This is a genomic window from Burkholderia sp. S-53, assembly GCF_025560745.1.
In the GTDB taxonomy this organism is placed as follows: Bacteria; Pseudomonadota; Gammaproteobacteria; order Burkholderiales; family Burkholderiaceae; genus Burkholderia; species Burkholderia pyrrocinia.
Map to the genome: position 1 here is coordinate 1,027,305 of NZ_CP090482.1, position 15,931 is coordinate 1,043,235.

Here is a 15,931-nt window from a genome sequence, read left to right on the forward strand (position 1 = left end):
AGCCGGCGGACAGCGCCGCCTACCGCTCCGCCTGCTGCCGCTGCACTTCCTGCGCTTTCATCTGCAGATACGCGCTCCTTTCCACTTCGTGCAGTTGCTGCGGATACTGCTCGGTCGCGTCGAACCAGCGTGCGAGGCGCTGGTCGAGCGGCTTGTCGAGCGTCGCGAGATAGGTGTCGATCGCGAGGTAGTAGCGCATCGTGTTGCGCTCCAGCAGCCCGCGCACGCCGCCGATGTACTGCGGCTGCGCGGCCGACGCGCCGCCGACGGCCGTGAACCCGACCTTGTCGCTGCCGACCGTCGCGAGGTAGGTCTTCATCGCCATCCGGCCGACCGTGCCGAAGCCGTACGAATACGTGAGATGCAGGAACGTGCGCGACGCACCGACCGGCACGGCCTCCAGCGCGATCCGGTAATCCTTCGTGCCCATCGGGCCGCTGTCGGCGGTCAGGTCGACCTGGAAGTAGTCGGGCGTCGCGGCCGCCACGCGATAGCGGAACTGCAGGCGATAGGTATCCGGGAGCTTCTGCTGGATCTTGCGGCCGACGTTCACGTCGAGCACCGGGCCGTCACCGCCGCTCGACGCATGACAGTACTTCGTGTTCAGGTGCAGGATCAGCACCGCGCACCAGTTCGCGGGGCCTTGCGCGGGATCGTTGAGCTGCCCGTTCACGACCGCGAACGGATAGTCGACCACCGCGTAGATATCGCCCTTCAGCGACGACGACGCCTCCGACGATTCGAGGAACAGCGGCCGGTGAAACGCGTTGTCCTTCAGTTGCGCGCCGAGGCCGTGGTATCGATCGAGCAGCGCCGCCGCGCCGCCCGCGCCGCCCGCGCCTTCCGCGCCGAACGACAGCGTGCTCCAGCCGACACAAACGGCCGCGACGAGCGCGTGCCAGGCGCGACGGGCACGCCACGTGCCGCGCGGATGTCCGGATGTCTCCATTCTTGTACTCCCTCCGGGCGCGCGGTGGTCGCACGCATGTGTCACAGAATACGCCTGCGCAGTGCACGACGTGACGCGACGTGGCGCGTCGCGCACGGCCGCTATCGGCTTCGCTTCACCGGCACCGGCAACTGCGCGGCGGTGATCCGGATCAGCGCCGACAGCCATTCGCGGTCGTCCCAGCGATCGCCGGCGATGACGAGGTGCGGCTTCGCGCTCGGATACGGCGGGCCTTCTTCGCAGGCGCCGAGAAACGCGCGGCCTTCGGGTGTCGGCTTGACGAACAGCCGGTCGTCGCAGACGAGCGCGACCATCTTGCCGTCGCAATAGATGCCGTATTCGCCGAACATCTTGCGGGCCGATACCGTGCCGGCCGCCGCCATCTGCTCGACGATGAAATCGACCGTTCCCTGGCTCGATGCCATCCGCTGCTCCTGGTGAAAAGGGTTATGACCGTCGTGTGCGCCGAACCGTACCGCCTTGGCGGCAGATGCGCTGCGGTGCGTCATCCATGGGTCGACGGAAAGCGCATTCAGGCACGCGGGTGCGGGCCTTCCAGGCCGACAATCTCCTGACACACCTGACAGTTACATCACGGCGCGATGAATCGTCCGATCGCGCTACACAAAAAGATGGCGCAAACGTGACGCCCCCGCGCCTTCCGTCTTCTACTTGTCGGCCGCAAACGCACCCGCCATCTGCCGCGCCCGCTTCACATCGTCGCCATGCAGATAAATCGACGTGGTCGAAATCGAAGCATGCCGCAGGTTGTCGCGCACGGTCGTCAACTCCGCCCCGCGCGCAAGCGCGTGCGTCGCATGCGTATGACGCATCCAGTGCGGGCTCGCCTGCCGCAGCTTCTGCGCAAGCGCCGGGTTGTCGGCATCGACGACATCGGCCGTCTGCGCGAAAAAGCGCTGCATCACCTTCCACAGCCGCACGCTGGTGATCGCCGCGCCATCGTCTTCCGCGAGGCTCGGAATCAGCGGCGTATCGGGCCGCCAGCGCACCGGCGTGACCGGCAACCGGCGCGCGACCAGGTGACGATCGAGCGCCGTGCGCGCCAGCGGCGGCAGCGCGACGCGCGCGGCCTTGCGGCCCTTGCCGATCACCTTCAGCCATGCGTCGCCGTGCGCGTCCGTCTCGATGTCGCCGAGCGTCGCGCCGACCAGCTCGCTCGCGCGCAGTCCGGTCGCATAACCGAAATCGAGGATGAAGCGCAGCCGTTGCGCGGCGGCGAGCGTCCAGCCGGACGACGCGTCCTTGCGGAACTCGAGCCCGTCGGCGATCGTGCGGACCAGCAGCCACTCGCCTTCGGTGAACGCATGCGACGTGTCGAGTGCGTTCGCGCCGCGCGTGTCGCGCACCTTGACGCCCGCGAACGGATTCGCGAGCAGGTAGCGCTGCTCGATCAGCCAGCGGAACAGCGCGCCGAGCACCGACAGCGTGTACGCCGCCGAGCGTGCGGACAGCCCGCCCGAGAACGGCCGCCAGTCGGGCGCGCCGCGCGGCCGCACGGGCCCGACCCAGCGCTCGTGCGGCGTCGGGCGGCGCACGAATGCGCGATACGCGACCGCATCCTCGGTCGTCAGCGACGACAGCGCACGGCCGCGCTCGACGATCGCCCACAGAATCAGCCGCTCGGCCTCCTTCCGGTACGCGCGCCGCGTTGCGGCCGATTCGTGCAGCGACAACCACGCGTGCACGGCCGCGTAATCGTTGTCCGCGTCGAGCGTGCTGGTCGCGCGCGGCGCGCGGAACGTGCCGGCCGAACCGTCGACCTCGTGCGGCAGCTTCAGCTGCTCCCACGGCACGATGCTGCCGCGCGGCGTCGCGGCGATCAGCGCGCGCGCCCGTTCGGTCAGGTCCGGATGCGCAGCGAAGAACGCCTCGATGCGTCGCGCGCCGGCCATGCCGAGGCCCGGAATCGCACTCCACCACTGGCGCCGGCGCGGAATCCGCACGGTCAGATCGGCGAGCGTCGCGATCCCGTGCGCACGCAGCGCAGCAACCGCGCGTGCGGGCAGCCACAGCCCGACGTCATCGCTGATCTGCGGGATCGGCGCGCGCGCATGACGCAGCAGGCCGATCGCTTCGGTCGCGGCCTTCGCCTCCCGTAAACGCTCACCGTCGGAATGCCCGAGCCGTTCCGCGAGATCGGGCCGGCCGGCCTGCCGAGCGACGCGCACGAGGCAGCGGCGAATGCCGCCGATCACGCCGCGCGCCGACCGCCCCTCGCCGAGACGATCGGGCAGGTAACGCTCGACGGCCTGGCGCACGGTCATGCCCGCGTACCACGCACGCAGCGCGGCCAGTTCGTCGGCGTCGGGAAAGCCTGCGGGCGCAGGCGCGGAATCGGAGGAAGGCGGTGAAGCGAGGCGCGGTTTCATGGGCGCCAGTTTGACAGAAGCGCGCGCGGCCGGGAACGTCGTGCGCGGCGTTTCCGGCACAACGACGGCGATGCGCGATGCCGAACCGTGCCGGCATCGCGCAAGCGCATCGATCGAAGCCGTCAGCCCGTGACCGGCGTGCGCCGCACTTCCGACAGGTAGATGAGGATCAGCGACACCCACACGATCCCGTACAGGAACATGAAGCAGGTCGTGCGCACGCGCAGCAGGTCGAGCAGCACGCCGAACAGGATCGGCAGCAGGAAGCCGCCGAGCCCGCCCGCGAGCCCGACGATGCCCGTGACGACACCCATGTTGTCCGCGAAATCGTCGGCGACGTACTTGAAGGTCGACGCCATCCCGAGCGCGAACACCGCGCCGAGCACGAAGGTCGCCGCGACGAAGCCGGCCACCGGCATCGACACGTTCAGCGTCGCGGTGCCGTCGATCGTGTGGATCACGAAGTCGGTCGCCGGATACGACAGCAGGAACAGCGCGATCCATGCGACCCACAGCCCCCACCAGGTGACCGCATGCGCGCCGAAGCGGTCGGACAGCGCGCCGCCGAGCGCGCGCAGCACGGAGCCCGGCAGCGAGAAGCCGGCCGCGAACGCGGACGCCATCACGAGCGACATCCCGTATTCGCTCTTCAGGTACTGCGGGATCCACAGCGACAGCGCGGTAAAGCCGCCGAACGTGATCGAGTAGTACTGGCAGAGCCGCCACACGCGCGGGTCGCGCAGCACCTTGAACGAATCGAGCCACGACCCGCCGCGCTTGCCCGCGCCCGGATCGGGCGCCGACGCGAACCAGAAGATCAGGGCCGTGACGAGCAGCGCGAGCGCATACACGCGCGGCACGAAGCGCCAGCCGTACGCATCGAGCAACAGCGGCGTGACGAACAGGTTGACGGCCGCGCCGGACGTGCCCGCGCCGAACACGCCCATCGCGAGCCCGCGCCGCTGCGGCGGGAAAAAGCGCGCGACATACGGCGTGCCGACCGCGAACGACGCGCCGACGCAGCCGAGGAACAGCCCGATCAGCAGGAACTGCCAGAGCTGCGTCGCATAACTGACGATATAGACGGGCACCGCGCACACGACGAGCAGCACCGTCATCACGATGCGGCCGCCGAAGCGGTCGGTCCATGTGCCGAGCGGCAAGCGCATCAGCGCGCCGGTCAGCACGGGCGTCGACGTGAGCAGCCCGAATTCCGTGCTGTTCAGCCCGAGATCGGTGCGCAGCTGCACGCCGAGCACGCCGAACATCATCCACACGACGAAGCACACCATGAACGCGAGCGTGCTCGCGGCCAGCACCGACCACGCGCGCAGCGGGATGGCCGGCACGTTCGCGACCGACCCGGCGTTACCTTGTTGAGTTGCCATACGAAAAACCCCGTTATTGGACCAGCGGCCCGTTCGCGCCGCCGAATTCGACGCCTTCGACGCCTTCGACGCGCGCACCGCCCGCAAGAATCGCCACGTACTGCCGCATCGCCCGCTGCCGCACGCGTTCCGACAGGTACGCGGCGATCTGCGCGGCGGCTTCGGCGAACGGCACCATGTCGCCCGGCACGCGGCGCTCGATACGCACGATGTGAAAGCCGAAGCGCGTGTTGACGAGTTTCGGCAGCACGCCGAGCCCATCGGTATCGAACAGCGCCGATTCGAATTCCGGCACCGTGTCGCCGCGCAGCAGTTGCCCGAGGCTGCCGCCGACTTCCGCCGACGGGCAGTTCGACGACGCGCGCGCGACCGCTTCGAACGTATCGGGCGCGGCAACCACGTCGGCCAACGCGCTTTCCGCGCGCTGCCGCAGCGGCGTGAGCGGTACACGGTCCGTCACAGCGAACAGCACATGGCTCGCATAGACGATGTCGTTGCGGCGAAAGCGCGCCGGATGCTGCGCGTAGTAACGCTCGCAATCCGCGCGGTCGGGTTCGGGCACGTGGGTCAGCTCGCATTCGAGCAACGCGTCGACAGCCGCGTCGTCGAGCGGCGCACCTTCGTCGAGCAGCTCGAGCGATACCGCGCGCTGCCTCAGCAGCTCGCGCACGGCGAGCGCGTGTCGCGCCGCATCGAGCGGATCGGGCGCATCGCCGTGATGCGCGGCCTCGGCCGCGATTGCGTCATCGTCGATCGCGACGCCGTTGACGCGCAACGCGACCGGCGCGTCGGAGAGAACGTCGTTCATGCAACCTCCTCAGCGCTTGCGCACGAGCTGGTACGGCCGGATCAGGTACGCGACCGACGCAATCCCGCTCCAGATATGCACCATCCGCGTGAACGGCGACACGAGGAAAATCGTGAAGCCGAGCAGGATATGCAGCCGGTACGTCAACGGCACGCCGACGAGCAGGCTCGCGATGTCCGGACGGAACGTGACGACGCCCTTCACGTAATCGGTGAGCTGCTCGAACATCGCGCCATCCATGTGGCGCGTCGACAGCACGACAGTGCCGAGCCCGAGCGCGAGCTGCACCCACAGCATCAGCACGATCAGGATGTCCGACTTGCGGCTGTTGCGGCGGATGCGCGGATCGCCGAGGCGCCGCCAGATCAGGATCGTCAATCCGATGATTGCCGCGACGCCGGCCGCTCCCCCCGCGACCATCGCGACGAACTGGTGCCCCGACGCCGACAGGAACGGCGACACGAGCCAGTGCGGCGCGAGGAAGCCGCCGAAGTGCCCGAGCACGACGACGAGCACGCCCCAGTGGAACAGGTTGCTGCCGAGCCGCAGCATGCCGTGCCGCAACAACTGCGACGAATCGCTTTTCCACGTGTACTGCTCGCGGTCGAAGCGGATCAGGCTGCCCACCAGCAGCACGGCGAGACAGATGTACGGGTAGATCCCGAACAGGAACTGATGTAGATAACCGTTCATGAGTTTCCCCAGTTGGGCCCGCGCTTACGCGCCGCGGGCCGGCCGCTTGTCGTGGAACCGCACCGTCTGCTCCGCCGGCGTTGCAGCGCCGACGAAGCGCACGGCCTCGTCCGCATACGATGCATCGAGCGCGCGGTAATCGTCGGCACTCGGCCGCTCGGCCGCTACGTCATCGTCCGCGGCATCCGGCGTGCCGGCCGGCGCGAGTCCGGCCATCGGCAGCAACGCGCCGACGACGAAACCGTAATGGCTGCCGCGCTGCGCGAGCTGTCCGGCCAGCGCGCGCAGGATCTCGCCGGTCTCGGCGAGCAGCTTGCGCGCGTCGGGCGCCGGCAGCCGCGACAGGTATTCGAGGAACACGGGCAGGTAGTCGGGCAACTCGCCCGGGTTCAGGAACAGCCCGTGCCGCTCGTACATCTGCAGCAGGTCGACCATCGCCTGCCCGCGGTCGCGCGATTCGCCGTGCACGTGCTCGAACAGGTACAGCGAGGTCGCGCGGCCACGGTCGAACAGCCCGACATAGTTCTCCTGCAACGTGAGCAAGTCGCGCTCGCGCACGTAGCCAAAGAACCGGTCGAGTCCCGCGCGCACCGTTTTCGGCAAGCGCGCGCGGTCGAACAAATGCGCTTCGATCGAGTCGAGCGCGTCAACGAGCGTATCGTCGGGATAGTCGAGCAGCGCCGCGAGCGCCGCATAGGTTGGATCGGGTGCGGTGCTCATCGCGAGGCCTCGTGGATCGGAATCGTCTTCGTGCCCTTCTTCGTGCTGAACAGGCTCGCTTCGGAACGGCCGTCCGAGCAGCCGTTGCCGAACGAGAAGCCGCACGATGCACGCAGGTCGTACGCGTTCTCCGCATACTCGCGGTGCGTCGTCGGGATCACGAAGCGATCCTCGTAGTTCGCGATCGCAAGGTAGCGATACATGTCCTCGACCTGCGCCAGCGACAGCCCGACCTGGTCGAGCACGCCGCGTGCGTCGATGCCGTCCACGTGACGCGCGCGCATGAACGCGCGCATCGCAAGCAGCCGTTCGAGCGCGAGCTTCACGGGCGCCTCGTCGCCGGCCGTCAGCAGGTTCGCGAGATAACGCAGCGGAATGCGCAGCGAATCGACGTCCGGCAGGTAGCCGTTCATCCCGAGCGCACCGCTGTTCGCGGCCGCGTTGATCGGCGACAGCGGCGGCACGTACCACACCATCGGCAGCGTCCGGTATTCCGGATGCAGCGGGAACGCAATCTTCCAGTCGATCGCCATCTTGTAGGTCGGCGAACGCCGCGCGGCGTCGATCCACGCGGCCGGCACGCCGTCGCGCTCGGCCTGCGCGATCACGGCCGGATCTTCCGGATCGAGAAACAGCGACAGTTGCGCTTCGTACAGGTCCTTCTCGTTCTCCGCACTGGCCGCTTCACCGATCCGGTCGGCGTCGTACAGCAGCACGCCGAGATAACGAATGCGACCCACGCAGGTTTCCGAACACACGGTCGGCTGACCGGCCTCGATGCGCGGATAACAGAAGATGCACTTCTCGGCCTTGCCGCTTTGCCAGTTGTAGTAGATCTTCTTGTACGGGCACCCCGACACGCACATGCGCCAGCCGCGGCACTTGTCCTGGTCGATCAGCACGATACCGTCTTCCTCGCGCTTGTAGATCGAGCCCGACGGGCACGAAGCGACGCACGCCGGGTTCAGGCAGTGCTCGCACAGGCGCGGCAGGTACATCATGAAGGTGTTCTCGAACTGCCCGTAGATGTCCTTCTGCACCGATTCGAAGTTGGCGTCCTTCGCGCGCTTCTCGAATTCGCCGCCGAGGATTTCCTCCCAGTTCGGCCCCCGCTCGATCTTCTCGAGCCGCTGGCCGCTGATGACCGAGCGCGGTCGCGCAACCGGCATCGCACGCGTATTGACGGCTTCCTGCAGATGCGCGTAGTCGAACGTGAACGGCTCGTAGTAGTCGTCGATCTCGGGCAGGTGCGGGTTCGCGAAGATCTGCGCGAGCAGTCGCCACTTGCCGCCGAGGCGCGGCTCGATCCTGCCGTCCGCGCGCCGCTGCCAGCCGCCGCGCCAGCGGTCCTGGTTCTCCCAGTCCTTCGGGTAGCCGATGCCCGGCTTCGTCTCGACGTTGTTGAACCACGCGTATTCCATCCCTTCGCGGCTCGTCCACACGTTCTTGCAGGTCACCGAGCAGGTATGGCACCCGATGCACTTGTCGAGGTTCAGCACCATCGCGATCTGTGCACGTACCTTCATGACGTTTCTCCTTCCCGAGCACCCTGCATGACAGTTGCGGCTTCTTCACCATCGAGCCAGTCGATCTTGCTCATCCTGCGCACGATCAGGAACTCGTCGCGATTCGAGCCGACCGTGCCGTAGTAGTTGAAACCGTACGCAAGCTGCGCGTAGCCGCCGATCATGTGCGTCGGCTTCAGCGCGATGCGCGTGACCGAGTTGTGGATCCCGCCGCGCGTGCCGGTGATCTCGGAGCCCGGCGTGTTCACGATCTTCTCCTGCGCGTGGTACATCATCACCATCCCGGACGGAATCCGCTGGCTGACGACGGCCCGCGCGCACAACGCGCCGTTCGAGTTGTAGCACTCGATCCAGTCGTTATCGACCGCCCCGATCGCCTTCGCGTCGTCCTCCGACATCCACACGATCGGGCCGCCGCGCGACAGCGTAAGCATCAGCAGGTTGTCCGTGTACGTGCTGTGGATCCCCCACTTCTGGTGCGGCGTCAGGAAGTTCAGCACGCGTTCGGGGTTGCCGTTCGAGCGCTTGCCGACCATGTGCTCGTAGCTGCCCGTATCGACCGGCGGCTTGTACGCGCACAGCGATTCGCCGAACGCGCGCATCCACGCGTGATCCTGGTACAGCTGCTGGCGGCCGGTCATCGTGCGCCACGGCACCAGTTCGTGCACGTTCACGTAGCCGGCGTTGTACGACACATGCTCGGATTCGATCCCGCTCCACGTCGGCGACGAGATGATCTTGCGCGGCTGCGCCTGGATGTCGCGGAAACGGATCTTCTCGTCTGCGCGCGCGGCAGCGAGGTGCGTATGGTCGATGCCGGTGATGCCGGACAGCGCACGCCACGCCTTCACCGCCACTTCGCCGTTGGTCTCGGGCGCAAGCGCGAGGATCACCTCGGCCGCGTCGAGCGCCGTGTCGATGCGCGGACGCCCTTGCGCGGCGCCGTCGGCCACCTTGTAGTTGAGCTCGCCGAGCAGCTTCACCTCGTCCTTCGTGTCCCAGCCGATGCCCTTGCCGCCGTTGCCGAGCTTGTCCATCAGCGGCCCGAGCGACGTGAAACGCGCATACGTATTCGGATAGTCGCGCTCGACGACGGTCACGGTCGGCATCGTGCGGCCCGGCACCGGCTCGCATTCGCCGCGCTTCCAGTCCTGCACGTCGAACGGCTGCGCGAGTTCGCCCGGCGTGTCGTGCGCGATCGGCGCGAGCACGACGTCGCGCTCGACGCCGAGATGCCCGTCGCACAGCTCGGAGAAGCGCTTCGCGATCCCCTTGAAGATCTCCCAGTCGCTCTTCGATTCCCACGCGGGATCGACCGCCGCCGACAGCGGATGGATGAACGGGTGCATGTCGGACGTGTTCATGTCGTCCTTCTCATACCACGTCGCGGTCGGCAGCACGACGTCCGAGTACATGCAGGTCGTCGACATCCGGAAGTCGAGCGTCACCAGCAGGTCGAGCTTGCCGCGCGGCGCTTCGTCATGCCACGTCACTTCCTCGGGGCACGTGCCGCCCGTCGCGCCGAGATCCTCGCCCTGCACGCCGTTGGTCGTGCCGAGCAGGTGTTTCAGGAAATACTCGTGCCCCTTGCCCGACGAGCCGAGCAGGTTCGAGCGCCACACGAACAGGTTGCGCGGGAAGTTGCCGGGCGCGTCGGGATCCTCGCTCGCCATCGTCAGCGCGCCCGACTTCAATTGCCGAGCGATATCGGCGCCGGCGTGCGCGGGATCGGCAAGACCCGCGCCGACCTTCAGCGGATTCACCGCGAGTTGCGGCGCGGACGGCAGCCAGCCCATCCGTTCCGCGCGCACGTTGTAGTCGATCGGCGCGCCGTGGAACTGCGACTTGTCCGCGAGCGGCGACAGCAGCGTGGCCGGGTCCATCGGGTCGTAGCGCCACTGGTCGGTGTGCGCGTAGAAGAACGACGTCGCGTTCATCTGGCGCGGCGGGCGGTTCCAGTCGAGCGCGAACGCGAGCGTGGTCCAGCCCGTCTGCGGCCGCAGCTTCTCCTGGCCCACGTAGTGCGACCAGCCGCCGCCCGGCTTGCCGATGCAGCCGCACATGATCAGCATGTTGATGATCGCGCGGTACGACATGTCCATGTGGAACCAGTGATTGATCCCCGCGCCGATGATCACCATCGACTTGCCCTGCGTCTTGTGCGCGTTCTCCGCAAACTGCCGCGCAACCGAGATCACGTCCGCGCGCTTCACGCCGGTGATCGCCTCCTGCCACGCCGGCGTGTAGGGCAGATCGTCGTCGTAGCTCGCGGCCACGTCGCGGCCGCCGAGGCCCTGGTCGAGCCCGTAGTTCGCGACGAACAGGTCGTAGACGGTCGCGACCAGCATGTCGCCGTTACGCGTCGCGATGCGCCGCACGCCGATCCGGCGCGACAGCTCGGAAGCATGTTGCGTCGAATTGAAGTGCGCGTGCGGCTGGTTGCCGAAGTACGGGAACAGCACGTCGACCACGTCGTCGTGCGCGGCCGTGCACGACAGCCGCGGCGACAGCGCCGCGCCCTTCGACGTCTCGCCGCGCAGGTTCCACTTGCCCTTGTCGGCGTCGTTCTGCTGCCCCCAGCGAAAGCCCACCGAACCGACCGGCACGACGAACTCGCCGTTCGCGTCGTCGATCATCACGGTCTTCCAGTCCGGATGCGCGGCCTCGTCGAGCGCGTCGTCGAAATCGGACGCGCGCACGAGGCGCTCGGGCACGTAGCCGTCGCCGTGCGGCACGAGCCGCACGAGGCACGGCATGTCGGTATAGCGCTTGCAGTAGTCGGCAAAGTAATCACTCTTGCCCGCAAGATGGAATTCCTTGAGGATCACGTGCCCCATCGCGAGCGCGAGCGCCGCGTCGGTGCCCTGCTTCGGATGCAGCCACAGGTCGCCGAACTTCGCGCCTTCCGAGTAGTCGGGGAACACCGACACCACCTTGGTGCCGCGATAGCGCGCCTCGACGAGGAAGTGTGCGTCCGGCGTGCGCGTCTGCGGGACATTGGAGCCCCACATCATGATGAACGTGGAGTTGTACCAGTCGGCCGATTCCGGCACGTCGGTCTGCTCGCCCCACGTCTGCGGCGACGCGGGCGGCAGGTCGCAATACCAGTCGTAGAAGCTCAGGCACACGCCGCCGATCAGCGACAGGTAGCGCGAGCCGGCCGCGTACGACACCATCGACATCGCCGGAATCGGCGAGAAGCCGACCACGCGATCGGGGCCATGCCGTTCCACCGTGTGCACGTTGGCCGCCGCGACGATCTCGTTGACCTCGTCCCAGCTCGCACGCACGAAGCCGCCGAGCCCGCGGCGGCTCTGGTACGAACGGCGCGCCGCGTCGTCGTCGACGATCGAGCGCCACGCTTCGACGGGGCCGAGCGTGCGGCGGCGCTCGCGCCACAGCTTCACGAGCGCGCTGCGCACGAGCGGATGCTTGAGCCGGTTCGCGCTATACAGATACCAGGAGTACGAAGCACCGCGCGAGCAGCCGCGCGGCTCGTGGTTCGGCATGTCGGGGCGCGTGCGCGGATAGTCGGTCTGCTGGGTTTCCCACGTGACGATCCCGCCTTTCACGTAGACCTTCCACGAGCACGAGCCCGTGCAGTTCACGCCATGGGTCGAGCGGACGATCTTGTCGTGCTGCCAGCGCATCCGGTAGCCGTCTTCCCATTTGCGGTCTTCGTCCGTGACGGCGCCGTGTCCGTCGGAAAAGCGTGGCCGCGTGGTGGAGAAATAACGCAATCTGTCCAGGAAATGGCTCATGGGGATCTCGTTTTTCCGGTCTTTTGGCAGACCCTGATCATTTAAGGCGGTGAAATACCGGTTGTAGAGGACGACCGGATTTCGGTCGCCGCACCCTTTTTCACCGTGCTCGAAACGATTGTCGTGCGGATCGACACATCATGACTTGATACAAATCACGATATCGTTCACCCGGCCGCAACAACGAAAATAAGTGGGGATCAAGTACGAGGCGTGCGCCTGTTATGCTGCGCACTGCATTCGCGCATCCCCCGTTCGCCTCTTCCGCGTATCACGTCGCGGCGGGCGGGATCCGCATTGAATTGCGCTGGACGATCCGGCAGGCCGCAGCCCGTTGTTTATCGAAGGTTGCGCAGGTTGTTCAGTGCAGTTCCGGCCGTCGGTCAATAAAACCCTTACAAGAACCGCAAATTCATGACATCCCGCCTTCTCGCCGTGCTCATTACCGCGGCCTTGAGCTGCACCGCGCTGCCCGCCGCCCACGCGCGCACCTACATCGCGCCGACGGCGTCGTTCGGGAAAGGCGCTTACGTTCACCAGTTCGTGCTGCGCGACCCCGTCACGCACCAGCCGCTGCCGAATGCGCGGTACCGGCTGTTCCTGCCCGGCCAGGTCATCACGGGCCTGCCCGGCAAGCCGAGCGAGCACGACAGCGTGATCTTCGGCACGACCGATGCTGCCGGGCGCACCGTCAGGATCCGGCTGCCGAAGTTGCATCCGCAGAAGCAGTGGGTGTTCAACGCGATCGTCGGCGAAGGCGACATGGGCGAATCGTTCCGGCTGGTCGATTCGTCCGGCAACGCGCCGTTCGGCGGCGTTCCGTATGTGCTGGATGTCCAGGACGAGTATCTGGCGTGCGGCTACTCGGATGCCGGCGGCTACACCTACTACGCGCAATCGCGCACGCCGCGGAACGTCAGCCTCTACACCGGGGTGCTGGTCGCGCCCGACGACACCGACTGGTGCGCGGGCCCGGGCGCGGCCATCGCGAACGGCGCGAACGATCCCGGCGCACCGGACCTGTACACGCAATATCTCGGCAGTCTGGTCGCCAACGGCAACCGGATCAGCACGGAACTGCGGGCGCAGATCGTCTCCAAGCTGCTGTCGCTCGCGATCGCCGCACACGACGCGAACCGGATCGCGGCCGTGCTCGATCTCGGCGATATCCCCGACGATCACCTGAACGACATCGGCTATCGGCTCGCCGATGCGGGCGTGGAAGTCGAGCGCGGGCTCGCGATGATCGACGCGCATCTCGCGAAGTCGCCTGACGATGCGTACGCACTCGACAGCAAGGGCTGGGCGCTATACCGCCTCGGCCGCAACGACGAAGCACTGACGTGGTTCGACCGGTCGATCGCGATCTTCGCGAAGGACGGCGACGACGAGAGCACTGCGCGCGAAGCGCATGCGACGGGCCTGACGCACAAGGGCGAAGTGCTGTGGAAACAGGGCCGGAAGGATGAAGCGCGCGATGCGTTTGTGCAGGCGCGGAAGATTCAGCCGAAGCTCGCCGAGCTGAATGAAACGTTGAAGCGGCTGGGAATACAGGTCGGGCAGGACGGCGCGCAGGCGCCGGGTGCCGCAAGGGTATCGACCGAGTAACGCCGCAGCATGGCGGCGCGAACCAACGAGGCCGGCGCCGTGGCGGCTATCGCCGGTCGTTCCTGAAACGGTTGCCGGACTTGTCCGGCACCGTCGACCGGAAGAGGCCGGCCAACCGCGCCCGCGTCACGCCTCGCCTTTCGCGCCCGGATTGAGCATCACGACGAAGCCGGCCACGCCGGCAACCAACGCGATCGCGCCGCCGCGCAGCGCCATCCCTGCATCGAACAACAGCCCCGTCACGACGGCCATCATCCCCGCGAGCGAGACGAACACGGCGATCGCCGCGACGACGATCCGGTACTGGCGGCGTATCATCGCGCGCCCGCCGCGTTATGCCGCGGCAGCAGCCGGCACATCGGCATCGTCGCCGCGAATCAGCAGCACCGGGCATGTCGAGCCGCGCACGAAGCGCTCGGCAACGCTGCCGAGCAGCATGCGCCGGATGCCGCGCCGCCCGTGCGTGCCGACCACCGCGAGATCGATGCCGCGCTCCTTCACATAGCGCTGCAGGCGTTCCGCGATGTCCTCGCCGATGCTCGCGGTCTCGATGAGTTCGGCTTCGCCCTTCGCGCCGGCCAACGCGATGATCTGTTCGGCTTCGCGCAGCACCTTGCAGCCGTCTTCGCGGATTTCCTCGACGAGCGCATGCGGGTCGAAACGGCCCGCGTAAGTGAACAGCACCGACTTGTCGACCACATACACGACGCTGACGTGCGTGTCGCCCGCCAACGCCACCTTCACTGCCTCGGCAAGCGCCTGTTTCGACGAAGCGCTGCCGTCGACGGCCACCATGATCTTCTCGTACATGCGAACCTCGCTGGGGTGAACTGCCGCGCGCCCTATCGCGCGGCCATGTCACCATCATCGGCCGACGACCCGTTCTGTTGTTGACGGCAATCAAGCGTCGTGGGAACCCGGCCATGTGGCAAAGCGACGCGCCGCCCGTGTCCGCACGTCGTGCCGGCTGCCGGTGCTGCACGCGTGCTCGGCGACCGCTGCCGCACAGCGACCGCGCCGAAGGCGCTATCATCGAATGTGCGACCCTCGTCCGGCCCTTTTTTGCCGGCTCACTTTCAACTCGCTCAACCGACATGACAACGACTACCGAACGCGTGGACGGCGCCGCCCAGCATCTCGTCGCCGCCCGCCATGCCGGCTCGCCCGGCCCGCTGCTGCCCGATGCGCTGCGCCCCCACGACGTCGACACCGCGCTGGCGATCCAGCAGCGCGTCGCCGACCTGCTCGGCGAACCCGTCGGCGGATGGAAATGCGCGCTGCCGCCGCCCGACCGCGTGATCCTCGCGCCGATCTTCGCGTCGACGATCCGCGAAGCCGATGCGCCATACCGTGTCGTCGGCGGGCCGATCGTGCGGATCGAACCTGAAATCGCGTTCGTGCTCGATCGCGACCTGCCCGCGCGCGCGCAGCCGTACGACGAGAACGACGTGCGCGACGCGATCCGCGAAGTGCGCATCGTGCTCGAAGTGCTCGGCTGTCGTTATGCGGAGCCGACGCGCGCGTCGAAATTCGAGCTGCTGGCCGACGGGCAATTCAACCAGGGGCTGTGCGTCGGCCCTGTCGTGCACGACGGGTTGAACGTGCCGCTCGCGACGCTGGCGCTGTCGTTCGAAGGCGCGCTGAACCGCGCGATCGACGGCCGCCATCCGGACGGCGATCCGCTGAAGCCGCTCGTGTGGCTCGTCAATTTCCTCGCATCGCGCGGCGATGCGGTACGTGCCGGCCAGATCGTGACGACCGGTTCGTACGCGGGCGCGATCGACGTGCCGCTCGGCGATGCGTTGACGGTCCGCTTCGGCGAGCTCGGCAGTTTGTCGGTGACGTTGACGGCGTGATGTGTCAGGCGCATTGCTGCCCGGCCTGATTTCCTTGGACGACGTGACGTGCAGGACAAGCCGCGACAACGGAAGCGAAGTGGCTTCATTGGCTGAAACGACAGGCCCGATCAAGGGCGCCGCCAGCTACCGGGCAGCGAACGAGCAAGACGTCGGCGTGCTAACGTTGCACAACATCGCGCGCCCCGGCCCGAACACCGGGCCTGCGAACCGCGTTCACTCCGATACCTGC

Annotated in this window: 13 protein-coding genes; 2 read left to right on the top strand and 11 right to left on the bottom strand. The window is 67.3% G+C overall.

Annotation, left to right across the window (positions count from 1 at the left end; all coding sequences use genetic code 11):
• Positions 1–19: 19 nt before the first annotated feature.
• The 9 genes from LXM88_RS04275 to LXM88_RS04315 all read right to left on the bottom strand — a co-directional run bounded on the left by LXM88_RS04275 (position 20) and on the right by LXM88_RS04315 (position 12,235).
• The gene (locus tag LXM88_RS04275) at positions 20–949 is read right to left on the bottom strand and encodes a hypothetical protein (protein WP_262530745.1); all 930 of its coding nucleotides are present in this window, start codon (positions 947–949) and stop codon (positions 20–22) included.
• A 101-nt stretch (positions 950–1,050) separates the two neighbouring features.
• Positions 1,051–1,374 (bottom strand): TfoX/Sxy family protein, encoded by a 324-nt coding sequence (locus LXM88_RS04280; protein ID WP_262530746.1) that lies wholly within the window; start codon positions 1,372–1,374, stop codon positions 1,051–1,053.
• A gap of 243 nt (positions 1,375–1,617) precedes the next feature.
• Positions 1,618–3,339: a phage integrase family protein gene (locus LXM88_RS04285; protein ID WP_262530748.1), complete on the bottom strand. Its 1,722-nt coding sequence runs from the start codon at positions 3,337–3,339 to the stop codon at positions 1,618–1,620.
• Positions 3,340–3,461: 122 nt separating this feature from the next.
• Positions 3,462–4,727, bottom strand: coding sequence for an MFS transporter (locus tag LXM88_RS04290; protein ID WP_262530751.1), 1,266 nt, complete (start codon positions 4,725–4,727; stop codon positions 3,462–3,464).
• A 13-nt stretch (positions 4,728–4,740) separates the two neighbouring features.
• Positions 4,741–5,535, bottom strand: coding sequence for a peptidylprolyl isomerase (locus tag LXM88_RS04295; RefSeq protein WP_262530753.1), 795 nt, complete (start codon positions 5,533–5,535; stop codon positions 4,741–4,743).
• Between the two features lie 9 nt (positions 5,536–5,544).
• The gene (narI, locus tag LXM88_RS04300; RefSeq protein ID WP_262530755.1) at positions 5,545–6,228 is read right to left on the bottom strand and encodes a respiratory nitrate reductase subunit gamma; all 684 of its coding nucleotides are present in this window, start codon (positions 6,226–6,228) and stop codon (positions 5,545–5,547) included.
• Between the two features lie 24 nt (positions 6,229–6,252).
• A complete protein-coding gene (gene narJ, locus LXM88_RS04305; RefSeq protein ID WP_262530756.1) occupies positions 6,253–6,948 on the bottom strand; it encodes a nitrate reductase molybdenum cofactor assembly chaperone in 696 nt (231 codons plus the stop codon).
• Positions 6,945–8,474: a nitrate reductase subunit beta gene (gene narH, locus LXM88_RS04310; protein WP_262530758.1), complete on the bottom strand. Its 1,530-nt coding sequence runs from the start codon at positions 8,472–8,474 to the stop codon at positions 6,945–6,947. Before narH ends, narJ begins: the two co-directional genes overlap by 4 nt.
• Entirely contained in the window at positions 8,471–12,235 is a 3,765-nt protein-coding gene (locus LXM88_RS04315; RefSeq protein ID WP_262530760.1) for a nitrate reductase subunit alpha, read from the bottom strand. Before LXM88_RS04315 ends, narH begins: the two co-directional genes overlap by 4 nt.
• A gap of 414 nt (positions 12,236–12,649) precedes the next feature.
• Here LXM88_RS04315 and LXM88_RS04320 point away from each other — a divergent pair, with 414 nt between their 5' ends.
• The gene (locus tag LXM88_RS04320; protein ID WP_262530763.1) at positions 12,650–13,843 is read left to right on the top strand and encodes a tetratricopeptide repeat protein; all 1,194 of its coding nucleotides are present in this window, start codon (positions 12,650–12,652) and stop codon (positions 13,841–13,843) included.
• 126 nt (positions 13,844–13,969) lie between these two features.
• Here LXM88_RS04320 and LXM88_RS04325 read toward each other — a convergent pair whose 3' ends face one another.
• Both LXM88_RS04325 and LXM88_RS04330 read right to left on the bottom strand, forming a co-directional pair.
• Positions 13,970–14,161: a DUF2964 domain-containing protein gene (locus LXM88_RS04325; protein WP_262530765.1), complete on the bottom strand. Its 192-nt coding sequence runs from the start codon at positions 14,159–14,161 to the stop codon at positions 13,970–13,972.
• Between the two features lie 15 nt (positions 14,162–14,176).
• A complete protein-coding gene (locus LXM88_RS04330; protein ID WP_262530767.1) occupies positions 14,177–14,653 on the bottom strand; it encodes a universal stress protein in 477 nt (158 codons plus the stop codon).
• Positions 14,654–14,937: 284 nt separating this feature from the next.
• Between LXM88_RS04330 and LXM88_RS04335 the strand changes: the two genes are divergently transcribed.
• Complete coding sequence (locus LXM88_RS04335; protein WP_262530768.1) at positions 14,938–15,699, top strand: 2-keto-4-pentenoate hydratase; 762 nt, start codon at positions 14,938–14,940, stop codon at positions 15,697–15,699.
• Positions 15,700–15,931 lie beyond the last annotated feature (232 nt).